Origin of the sequence: Micromonospora rosaria, assembly GCF_001567585.1 — a bacterium.
In the GTDB taxonomy this organism is placed as follows: domain Bacteria; phylum Actinomycetota; class Actinomycetes; order Mycobacteriales; family Micromonosporaceae; genus Micromonospora; species Micromonospora rosaria.
Genome location: NZ_LRQV01000032.1, coordinates 44,605 through 56,311, shown reverse-complemented (window position 1 = coordinate 56,311; position 11,707 = coordinate 44,605). Strand labels below are relative to the sequence as shown.

Genomic DNA, 11,707 nt, shown 5'->3' with positions numbered 1-11,707 from the left:
GGCGTGGTCGGCGGCGGGGTGGTCGGTGGTGGCGTGGTGGGTGGGGGCGGGGTGGTCGGTGGGGGCGTGGTCGGCTGGGGGGCGACGACCACCGGCACCGACGCGGTGTTGTCCGAGGGACGGGCGTCCAACGTCCAGCCGCCGACCGTCCACTCCAGCGGGTGCGTCCCGGGGGTCACCCCGGTCAGCTCGACCCGGACCCGCACCGTGTTGCCCAGCCCGATCGAGCCCAACTCGCAGTCGGGCGGGTCGAGTTGGCAGGAGCCCACCTCCGGCTCCAGCGCGGTGACCCGCACCCCGTCGGGTACCCGCAGATCGAGCTGGACCTCGACGGCCGGGGTCGGCCCCCGGTCGGTGACCGTCAGGGTCAGCGAGGTCCGCTCGCCGACCCGCACCGGGGCCGGTGGCTCCAGCACCGCCGTGGCCACGTCCACGAAGCGCTGCCAGGTCGGCTTCCGGTGCCGCCCCGGGAACTCCCAGGTCAAACCGTCGTGTACGGCGGTGCCGAAGTCGTACGTCTTGACGTACTCGGTGCTGGTCGGGTCGGTGTACCGGCGGGAGCTGTACGCGAGCCGGCCGCCCTCCGGCGACCAGGCCACGTCGCGCGGGCGGTGCGGCCCGTCGTCCGGGGCGGTCAGCGGCTCGGTGCAGGTCGCCTCCGGAAGCTGCGGCGCCAGCACCTGGCAGTCCTCCCCGGCGAGGTCGGTCACCAGCAGCCCGTCCGGCCCGCGTCCGAAAGCGATCCGGGTGCCGTCCGGGGCGAAGCTCGGCCCGTAGTCGGCGGTGTCGCACTCCGGGCAGCTCACGTCGGTCAGGTCCAGTTGCGCGCTGCCGTCGAGCGCGTCGGCCGTCCAGACGTGGCTGTCCGCTCCCGCCCCGTCCGGTTGGCCCCGGACGAAGGCCAGCGTCAGGCCGTCCGGCGACCAGGCGGGCTGGCTGTCGGCGAACTCCCCGCCCGCCGCCGGGGGCACGGTCAGCAGATGCTCCCCGGTCGTCGCGTTCGCCACCACAACCCGGCTGGGCAGGCCGTCGACGGACCGGGTGTACGCCACCCGGGTCCCGTCCGGCGACCACGCCGGGTCGGTCTCCCGCTCGGTGCCGGTCCGGTCGGCCAGCGGCAGGAGCTGCAGGTCGCTGCCGTCGGCCCGGGTCACGTAGAGCCGGGAGACCCGCTGGCCGTCCACGGTCTCGAACCGGTTCACCATGATCCGTTGGCCGTCGGGCGAGTAGTCGGGGCGGGCGGTCCACGGGTCGCCGTTCACCGGCCGCCAGAGCAGGTCCGGGTCGGTGGCCGCGCCCGGGTCCTCGCGCAGCACCGTCACCCCCAGGTCCCGGGGGTCGGTGGCGTCCGGGCGGACGTCCTGCACCGTCACCGTGAGCCGGTCCGGCGCGGTGGTCCGGGTGACCAGCAGCCGGGGCTCGCCGCCGGTCGGCGGCAGGTACCAGGTGGGGTGGCCGACCAGCCGGTCCTCGGCGAGCCGCAGCACCGCCTCGCACGGGCACCAGTCGTCGCGCGGCACCCCGGTGTAGACCAGGTCGATCTCGCCCCGCGCCCCGTCGGTGCCGGTGGTCCGGCTCAGGAAGACCAGGGTGGTGCCGTCCGGGGACCAGCTCGGCGCGTGGCTCTCCCAGAGTTGGTCCAGCAGCAGCCGCTGGTCCCCGCCGACGCTGTTCATCAGCCAGACCTTGCGGTCGGTCGGGCTGTCCGGCGCGGCCGTGTACGCGATCCGGTCGTTCGCCGGGTCCGGGTCCCAGGCCGGCTCGCCGGCCCCGTCCGCGCGGGCGGTGAGCGCGACCGCCGGCCCGCCGCCGTCGACCGGTACCCGCCAGACCTGCGGCACCCCGCCGTCACCGCGGTGGAAGGCCAGCGCCGTGCCGTCCGGTGACCAGGTGGGCCGGCGGTTGTCACCGGTACCGTCGGTGACCTGGCGCAGCCCGCTGCCGTCGGTGCCGATCACGAAGATGTCCCGCCAACTCCCCACGCCCTCCCGGGTCTGCTCGAAGGCGATCCGGGTGCCGTCGGGTGAGACGGCCGGCCGGCCGGCCACCTGCGTCGGGTCGTCGGTCAGCCGCGCCGGCTCACCGCCGGCCCGGCTGACCCAGAGCTGGGCCAGCTCCGACTCGCGCCGGCTCACCCAGGCGACCAGGGCACCGGTCGCCGACACCTCGTCGTCGAAGTGCGCCGGCCCGGACCCGAAGAAGGGTACGGAGACCGCCTCCACCCCGGTGCCCTCGACCAGCCCGATGCTGCGGTGCCCGGTGCCCAGGTACGCCACCCGCAGCTCGGCCGGCGGGTCCGGGTCGGCGAGCGCGGCCGGCTCGGCGTACGACACCCCGCTGGGCGGGACGACCAGAGCCCAGCCAGCCAGCGCCGCGACCAGCCCGGCCACGGCGACGACGAGTGGGGACCTTCGGGTGGGACGCAATCGGCACCTCGACAGGATCAGGTGGCGCCCATCATCGACGCCGGCCGGCGGCCGGGACAGGACCCCCGGGACAGGGAAGCGGGCACGATCCGCCGCCGGTACGGGCACCCCGCCGCTGCCTCCGCCGCGCCGAGGGGTGACGGGCGGTGGTGAGAAGGGTTCCCCTCTCTACCGGAGGCGTTAACAAGGGGCCCTTCCTTTCAGATCAGGTCGTGCCGGAGGGCGTACGCGACGGCGTGGGCCCGGTTGCGCAGGTGCAGCCGGGTGGTCATGCCGTGCATCACGTTCTTGACGGTCCGCTCCGAGTACGACAGCTTGGTGGCGATCTCCCGGGTCTCGAAACCGTCGGCGACCAGCCGCAGCACGTCGACCTCCCGGGTGCTCAGCCCACCCAGGGTCAGGCCCCGCGGGTCGAGCACCTCCCGCTGGAGCCGGCGCATCTGCCCGAGCAGCCGGCCGAGCAGGTCGGCGGGGACGCTGCCCTCGCCCCGGGCCGCCGCGAGGATCACCTCGACCAGACGACCGGCGGAGGCCTCGCCGCGTCGTACCACCCCGACCACGCCGCACTCGACGGCCGTGGAGAGCTGCGCGTCGTCGATGCTGGCCGGGACCAGGACCAGCCGGTTCTGCTCCCGGCGCAGCCGGCGCAGGGTCTGGGCGGTCTGCGCGGTCAGGGTGTCCGCGACGACCAGGGTCACCGCCGCGTGGGCGGCCTCCGCGTCGGTCAGCACCCTGACCTCGGGGCGGGCCGTGAGTTGTCCCGTCACACCCGTCCACGAGATCGGATCGGTGGCGTGCACGTAGACCGGTACCCGGTGCATTCTCGTCTCCTCACTCACCGTGCCGCCGCCCGGCGCGGCCGACCGCCCGTGCAGTATGCGCAGCGCGTCTTCGCGTTCACTTAACGTCGTCCACAGGGGCACCACGTTCTGCCCGCCGCCGTACCCCGATGGCCACTGGCAGCACCGGGAAGCGTGCCTACGCTCGACCAGATGCGGGCATCGGCGAATCTGGGCAGCACCGCGGTGAGCGTCGCCCCGGGCGGCGAGGTCGAGGTTCCGGTGACGGTGCGCAACGCCGGCGACACGGTCGAGGCGTACCAGATCGAGATCCTGGGCGTGCCGGACGAGTGGGTGACCGTGGAGCCGCCGACGCTCACCCTCTACCCGGCCGGCTCCGACACCGTCGTGGTGACCTTCCGCCCGCCCCGGTCGTCCCGGGTGGACGCCGGGGACCGGACCTTCGGGGTACGGGTCGTGCCCGCCGAGTATCCGGACTCGGCGCTGGTCGAGGAGGGCGTCCTCACCGTCGAGCCGTTCTACGAGGTCGCCGCCCAGGTGCAGCCGCCGTCGCGGAGCGCGGTGCGGACGGCCCGGTACCGGATCGACACCGACAACCTCGGCAACGTCACCGAGCAGGTCTCCTTCGCCGTCGCCGAGGGCACCGACCAGGTGACCTTCACGCTGCCCGCCGCGCCGGTGGCGGTGCCCAACGGCACCCGCGCGGAGACCCGGCTCCGGGTCCGCGCCCGCCGGCTGCTCTGGTGGGGCGAGCCGAAGCAGTACCCGTTCACCGTCGAGTTGACCCCCGGCGACGGCCGGGTCCGCACCCTCGACGCCACCTTCGTCCAGCGTCCGGTGATCTCGGCGGGGCTGCTGAAGCTCCTCGCCGCGCTGCTGGCCCTGCTCCTGGTGCTGCTGGCGCTCTGGTTCGGCCTGCTCCGGCCGCAGGTGGAGACGGCCGCCCGGGAGGCGGTCGAGGCGGAGAACGCCCGGCGGGTCGCGCAGGACGGCCCGCAGTCGCCGAGCCCGGAGCCGGTCCCCCCGGCGGCCTCACCGGAGGCGCCGGGCGGTGCCCCGGGCACCGGCGACGGCCAGGGTACCGACGGGGGCGTCGGGCCGGGTGGCGTCGGCGGCCCGGCCGGTGGCCCCGGCGGGGAGCAGTTCTCCGTCGCCATCACCTTCCGCACCAGCCCGAACGGCTCGGCGGAGCGCAGCTACACCGTCCCCGAGGGCCGGACGTTCCTGCTCACCGACTTCCTCGTCGACAACGTGCAGGGCGACGAGGGCACCCTCACCGTCACCGCGAACGGCGTCCGGGTCGTCACGTACGCCTTGGAGAACTTCCGCAACCAGGACTACCACTCGGTCACCCCGATCCGGGTGCCCGAGCGGGCCCGGGTGACGCTCACCGTGGTCTGCCGCCGCCCCGGCCAGCCGGCCAACGCGCCCCGCGCCACCACCTGCCGGGAGTCCCTCTACCTGAACGGCGTCCTCACCGCCCCGCCCACCACACCACCCGCCGAGGACTGACCCGGTCGGTGCCTTGCGCCGGTCACCGGTCGGTGGCGGGGGCGGGAGCGCTGGCCGACGGGGAGGAGGAGCCGGTGTCGTCGTCCTCGCCGGGGCCCGGGGGCTCCGACGGCCCGGTCGGCTCCGGGGAGGGCGTACCGGTCGGCTCCGGCGGGGGCGTACCGGTCGAGGGCGACGGGCTGGGGCTGGTCGGCTCCGGATCGGGCGTCTCGCCGCCGGTGCCCGGCGACGGCACCTCGCTGGGAATCGGCAGCGGACGCCCCGGGCGGTCCTCCCCGGTCGGGGTCGGGGTCGGTGCCGCCGACGGCTCGCCGTCGGCGGCACCGATGCCACCCGTATCCCCGGTCGACGTCACCGACGTCGGCCCCGAGGCCGAGGTGACGGTGGCGAAGGCCTGGTCGCACCGGGTGCCGTTGAGGGTGAACTCGCGAGGCGCCCCGGCTCCCGTCACGTCGTGCGTGCCACGTACCGACAGGGTGGTGGTGCCGCCCGGGGTGAGGGCCTGCCCGGCCCGGACCGTGATCCCCTGGCCCTGCTGGCGAACCTCGACGTCGTCCGGGCTGCCGACCAGCCGCTGCCCGGCGGGCAGGGTGAAGCCGAGCTGCCACGAGGGCAGCACGGCGGTGCCGGAGTTGGTGACCACTACCTCGGCGACGAAGGTGCCGTCCAGGTCGTGCCGGGCCACGTACCGGGCCGCGCAGCCGGGGACGGGCTCCACCGGGGCGGCGTCGGCCCGGACGCCGTCGCCCGAGTCGTCGGCCGTACCGACCCCGGGCAGTTGGGTACCGAGGACGGCCACCAGGATCGCCGCCGGGGCCGCCGCGAGCAGCAGCGGGTGGCGTCGCCGTCGCTCGTCCGCACCCCGCCGGCCCGAACCGTCCCCGGCCCGGGTGCCCGGTCGACCCGGTCCGCCGGCCACCGCGCCGCCCGCCGGGCGTCGGCTCCCCGCACCGGCCGTGCCGGTGAGCGCGCCGGTGCTGGTCAGCGCGCCGGTGTCGGTCAGGGCGGCGGGGCCGGCTGCGCTCGCCGGGACGGGAACGGGGACGGGGGCGGGCGGCGTGCCGGGTGTGGTCAGGGGACGAGGGCCGGCGACCCGGGCCAGGATCTCGGCCGCCGCCACAGCGCTGGGCCGGTCGGCCGGATCCGGTGCCAGGCAGCGCCGGCACAGCTCGGTGACATCCTCGGGCAGGCCCGGCACGTCCGGTACCGCCGGGCCGATGCCCTTCTGGCGCTGGCGGATCAGCTCGGTCGGGGTCGAGCCGTGCGCCGGGGGCCGGCCGGTGAGGCACTCGATCAGCAGCAGGCCCAGCGCGTACAGGTCGCTGGCGGGGACCGCGGCCTCGCCGCGCGCCTGCTCGGGGGCCATGTACCGGGGTGTGCCCAGCACCTCGCCGGTGCCCAGGTCGGTGGGCTGGCCGACCGACTCGGCGATGCCCAGGTCGACCACCTTCACCCCGGCCGGGGAGAGCATGACGTTGGCGGGCTTCACGTCCCGGTGGACCAGCCCGGCGGCGTGCGCGGCGGCCAGCGCGGCGGCGACGTCCGCACCGATCCGGACGGTGTCCGGCCAGTCCAGCGCGCCCGTACCCCGCAGCCGTTCGGCCAGCGTCCCGCCGTCGACGAACTCCAGGACCAGGTACGGCACCTTGCGCTGGCGGCCGTGCCGGGTCTCGCCGTAGTCGTACACGCCAGCGATGTGCGGGTGGTTGAGCTGGGCCGCCGCGTACGCCTCCTGGCGTACCCGGGCCCGGAACCGTTCCTCGGTGGCCAGCCGCGACGCGAGCAGCTTGACCGCGACGGTCCGGCGGAGCACCCGGTCGGTGGCCCGCCAGACGACTGCCATCCCACCCTCGCCCACCGGCTCGACGAGCTGGTAGCGGCCTCCCAGCACCTGCATCCGGTCCTCCCAGGTGAGTCGGTCGAGACGATCGGCGTCTTCGTCTCGGCGACCGCGCCTTGGGATGAGCCGGGCCGCCTGGGTCGCTGGCCTCGGTACCCCCTCCCGGACCAGGGAAAACCCCTGCCCTGAATCTGATCCGGTCGGCCCGGTGCCACCCCACCGGGCAGTTGCCGCGCGCGTCCTTTCGAACTGCCCCGTCTATGCGACCGCCGGCCGGCCGCCGGCGACCCTGGGCCCGCCACCCCGCGTGTCCGAGGCTGCCCGCCACCCCGCGTGTCCGAGGTGCCTGTCGCACCGCGTGTCCGAGGTGCCTGTCGCACCGCGTGTTCGAGATTGTCGTCCGGGGCCGGTCAGCCGCGCGGGGCGGCTGCCCCGGCCATGAGGGCAGCTCGAAAGGACGCGGACAGCACCATGCCGCCCGGCGACCGGAGGGAACGCGCGCACCTCGTCGTCCAGCCGGCCGCGGCGAGGGCGCCTGGACCGGCGGGGACACTCCGGCCGCCGTCCCGGTCCGGGCTACGGCGTCGGGTGGGCCGATGGTCGGCGTAGGTGTTCGGCGATTGTGGACAGGGCGGCGTCGCCCAGGTCGCCGGAGGGCTGCGGCAGGCGCTCGACCAGGCGGGTCAGCGCGCCGTTGGCGAGGGTCGCGCCGGCCGCCGACCCGGCGGCGATGCCCCACCCCACCGGGCCCAGCGGGGTGCAGCCGAAGAACTGGCTCAGGCCGGGGGTCTGCACCACCGCCACCAGGACGCCGACCGAGGCGGCGGTGGAGAGCAGCACCCCGGGGCTGGTGCCGCCGGCCAGGACGGTCTGCCCGAGCTGGGTGCCGACCAGGGCGGCCAGCGCGACCGTCCCGGCCCGGCGCTGGGTGCCGGTCCACCGGGCCAGGGTCCAGCCGACCGTCGCGCCGAGCGCGGTGGAGGTGGCGCGGAGCGTGATCTCCCGGTCCAGGGTGCGGCCCAGCGAGGTGTCCGGGCCCTCCCGGAGCAGGTTCTCGCTGTGCCCCGCATCGGGTGGCCGGACCGCGATGGCCAGCGCCGGGGCCAGGTCGGTGAGCAGGTTCACCAGCAGCAGTTGGCGGCCGTTGAGGGCGGACCGGCCGGTCGCGGCGGCGCTGACGATGCTGAACGCGATCTCCCCGAGGTTGCCGCCGACCAGGATGCTCAGCCCGTGCCGGACCGAGGACCACATGGCCCGCCCCTCGGCCAGGGTGGCGATGATCGTCTCCAGCCGGTCGTCGGTGACCACCAGGTCGGCGGCGGCGCGGGCGGCCGGGGTGCCGCGCTGGCCCAGCGCGATGCCGACGTCGGCCAGCCGGATCGCCGGGGCGTCGTTCGCGCCGTCCCCGGTCATCGCCACCGTCCGGCCCGCCGCCCGCAGCGCCTGGATGATCCGTACCTTGTGGGTGGGGGTGCACCGGGCGACCACGTCGGTGGCGGCCAGCCGTTGCGCGACCGCCGCGTCGTCCAGGTCGTCGAGTTCGCTGGCGGTCACCACCCGCTGCCCGTCGCCGGGGCTGATCCGCCCGGCGATCGCCGCGGCGGTGGCCGGATGGTCCCCGGTGATCATGATGGTGTGCACCCCGGCGCGGCGGATGTCGGCCACCGCCGGGGCGGCGCTGGCGCGGACCCCGTCGGCGAGGGCGAGCAGGCCGACGAAGGTCAGCTCCCGCACCTGGTCGTCGTCGAGGTCCCCGGCGTCGACCGGGCGCTCGGCCACGGCGAGGATCCGCTGGCCGGCGGTGGCGTGCCGGACCAGCTCCTCCTGCACCCGCTGCCGGCCCGCCTCGTCCAGCGGCTCCACACCGGCACGGGTCCGGCGGGTGGTGCACCGGGGCAGCACCGTCTCCGGGGCGCCCTTCACGCTGAGCAACTGGCCACCGTCGCAGGTGCCGGAGGTGGCGTGGTACCCCCGGGACGGCTCGAACGGCAGGCTGCCCGCCGGCCGCCACGCCCGCGCCCCGGTCTGCTCGGTCACCTCCGCCGTGCGGGCGCCCCGGCGTACCGCCCGGTCGGTCTGCTCGGGCAGTTCCTCCGGGTCGTCGGCGGCCGGGGTGGCGCGCAGGCCCACCGCCAGCACCCGCCGCAGGTGCCCGTCCAACTGGTCGGTCGGGGCGTACCGGTCGCCGTCGCCGATCCCGGAGAGCACCAGCCGCCCCTCGGTGAGGGTGCCGGTCTTGTCGAAGCAGAGCACGTCGACCCGGCCCAACGCCTCGATGGTGCGCGGGTTGCGCACCAGCGCCCCGTGCTCGGCCAGCCGCCGGGCCGCCGCGAGCTGCGCCGCGCTGACCATGAAGGGCAGCCCCTCCGGCACCGAGGCGACGGCGAGGTTCGCGGCGGTGGCGGCCGTCTCGGCCAGCGGTACGCCCCGGACCAGCCCGGCCCCGGCGACCGCGACCGCCGAGGCGATGGCGAGCGGTACGGACTTGCTGGTCAGCCGTTCCAGCCGGGCCTCCACCCCGCCGGTGGGTGCGCCCTGCCGGGCCAGCGCCATGCTGCGTCCCGCCTCGGTGTCGGCGCCGACGGCGACGACCAGGGCGACGCCGTGGCCGGTGGCGACGGTGGTGCCCTCGTACACCATGGAGCGACGCTCGGCGATCGCCCCGGCGACCACCGGCTCGGAGGTCTTCGCCACCGGCAGCGACTCCCCGGTCAGCGAGGACTCGTCGGCCTCCAGCCCGACCGCGTCCAGCACCCGGCAGTCGGCCGGTACCGCGTCCCCGGGGGCCAGCACGACCACGTCCCCGGGGACCAGGTCGTCTGCGGGTACCACCTGCTCGTCGCCGTCACGGCGGACCCGGGCGGTGACCGCCGAACGGGACAGCAACTCGGCCAGGGACCGTTCGGTCCGACGTCGGTGCACCGCGCCGACCAGGGCCGATCCGCCGACCACCCCGCCGACCAGGGCGGCGTCGACCAGCGAGCCGAAGGAGGCGGAGAGCACCGCCCCGGCGGCGAGGACCGGGGTGAGCGGGTTGTTCAACTCGTCGACGAAGGCCCGCAGCAGACCGGCCGGCCCCGGCTGCGGCCCCGTCCCGGCACCGTGCCGCCGGGCGGCCTCCGCCGAGGTCAGCCCGTCCCGGCCGGTGTCGAGCCGGCGCAGCGCCGCGGCCGTCGGCATCAGGTGCCACGCCGTGGTGGGCGCGGTGGGGGTGTCGGCGGGCGCGGGGAGCTGGTGGGCCCGCCAGACCCCGTGCACGAAGGCCAGCGCGCCGGCCGCGTTGACCGAGGCCAGGGTACGTCCCGGCAAATGCTCGGGCGGGGCGGTGAACGCGCCCAGCGCGCCCAGCCCGCTGCCGGCCATGGCGATCCGGACGTTCTGCCGGGTCATCCGGCGGGCCACCCCGACCGCCTCCACGATCAGCGCGGCCACCCGCAGGTCGGTGCCGACGAGCAGGTGCGCCCCCCAGGGCGGCGGGTCGTCCGGCCCGGCCACGCCGAGCCCGCAGTCCGCGGCGGCCAGCGCCGCCCGGTCCCCGGAGACCACCAGCACCACGGCACCGTCGCGTTGCAGGTGCCGTACCGACTCGGCGAGCCGGTCCCCGGCGGGCAGGACGGCGTCGGCGAAGCCGTACCGGTCGGCGTCCGGCGCGGCGACGACCAGCCGCAACCCGGCCTGCCGGGCGGCCGTGGGCAGGGCGTCCGTGCCGGGCGCGGGTTCCGCCTCGACCCGCAGGACGGCGGTGAGCGTGTCGTGGCGGGCCAACCCGAGCAGGTGGCCGCCGGTGGCGCGCAGTTCCCGACTGCCCTCGGTGTCGCCGGGGTCGGTGACGGTCAGCCGGTCCAGCGGGCCGAGCCGCCACCCGTCGGCGTGCCGGACCTGGTCGGCGGCGTTCGGGTCGAACAGCTCGAAGGCGCGGGCCGCCACCTGTTCGGTCTCCGCTCCGGCCAGCGGGGCCAGGTCGGCCAGGACGCTGCGGCCCGACCCGAGCACGGCGGCGTCCACCAGCACCGTGTCGATCCGGTCCAGTTCCCGCAGCACGCTGCGGTCCATGGCGATCACCCCGCGCCGGGCCAGCAGGGTGCCGAGTTGGGCGGCGTACCCCTCCCGGCCGCTGCCGGGGGCCTTGGGGAGGCTGGACAGGGCGAGGGCGGCGGCCCGCTTGCCGCCGAGCGTCGGCAGCGCGGCGGCCCCGGCGGCGGCCCCGGCGGCGAGCGCCCGCATCACGTACCGCTCGGCGACGCCGTCCGGCTTCGGTCGGGGCCGGCCCACCTCCGGGGCCCGCGCCTTGGCCCGGTCCGGCGTGCCGGTCAGCCGGGGCTCCGCCTGCTCCCAGGTGTGCAGCTGGGCGCGGGCCTCGCCCCACTGGACCACCCGCTGCGCGCCGTCCAGGACGATCCCGGCCCAGCCGCCGGTCAACCCCTGCACCACCGCCTCGGCGAGCGGGAAGAGCACGTCGGTACGGGGGTCGGCGTGCAGGCCCCGGCTGGCCAGCGCGTGCAGGCGGGGGTGCAGGTCGATGGCGGTGAGCAGGCCGGCCACCTCGCCGGGGACCGGGGTGAGCGGCAGGATCCGGGTGGCGGCGGAGATGGTCAGGCCCAGGCCGTCGGAGACCAGCGCGCCCAGGGTGCGGGCGGTCCGGGGGCCCTCCTCCGGTGGGTGCGGCGGCGGGATGTCCGGGTCGGGTTCGTGCTCGCACCGGCGTTCGGCCCGGACGACCGTGGCGATCAGGTCCTTCAGCCGGGGCGCGGGTTCCCCGACGGCGACCACCACCCGGCCGGACGGGGCGTTGACCCGGGCCCAGGTCACCCCGGGCAGCCGCTCCAGCGCCGCCTCGACCTGCCGGGCCAGCACGTCCCCGCCGTCCTGGCAGACCCCGTGCACCTCGATGTGGTGCCGCCCATCGGTGGACCAGACCCGTCGCCGGCTGAGTCCGGCCATCCGGGCCAGCCTGGTCGCGGCCGTCCCGACGGTCCGGGTCGCGTCGTCGACCACCCGGGGTACCGCGGGCAGCGACGGCATGCCCGCCAGCGGCGGCACCCCCACCGGCGCGCGGAGCAGGCCGGCGAGGCGGCCCAGCGGGGTCATGAAGGGGTACGTCCGCTACCGGTACCGGCGTCCACGCCCGT

General features: G+C 76.5%; 4 protein-coding genes and 1 pseudogene. 1 reads left to right on the top strand and 4 read right to left on the bottom strand.

Features of this window, described 5'->3' with window-relative positions:
- A pseudogene (locus AWW66_RS11710) lies at positions 1–2,426 on the bottom strand (DUF11 domain-containing protein); the annotation flags it as partial.
- A 200-nt stretch (positions 2,427–2,626) separates the two neighbouring features.
- Positions 2,627–3,247 (bottom strand): response regulator transcription factor, encoded by a 621-nt coding sequence (locus AWW66_RS11705; protein WP_067364150.1) that lies wholly within the window; start codon positions 3,245–3,247, stop codon positions 2,627–2,629.
- A 171-nt stretch (positions 3,248–3,418) separates the two neighbouring features.
- Here AWW66_RS11705 and AWW66_RS11700 point away from each other — a divergent pair, with 171 nt between their 5' ends.
- On the top strand, positions 3,419–4,738 hold the full coding sequence (locus tag AWW66_RS11700) for a COG1470 family protein (RefSeq protein WP_067364147.1): 1,320 nt from the start codon (positions 3,419–3,421) through the stop codon (positions 4,736–4,738).
- Positions 4,739–4,760: 22 nt separating this feature from the next.
- Here the strand turns inward: AWW66_RS11700 and AWW66_RS11695 are convergent, their stop codons facing one another.
- Positions 4,761–6,635: a serine/threonine-protein kinase gene (locus tag AWW66_RS11695; RefSeq protein WP_067364143.1), complete on the bottom strand. Its 1,875-nt coding sequence runs from the start codon at positions 6,633–6,635 to the stop codon at positions 4,761–4,763.
- A gap of 519 nt (positions 6,636–7,154) precedes the next feature.
- Positions 7,155–11,666: a cation-translocating P-type ATPase gene (locus AWW66_RS11690; protein WP_067364140.1), complete on the bottom strand. Its 4,512-nt coding sequence runs from the start codon at positions 11,664–11,666 to the stop codon at positions 7,155–7,157.
- Positions 11,667–11,707 lie beyond the last annotated feature (41 nt).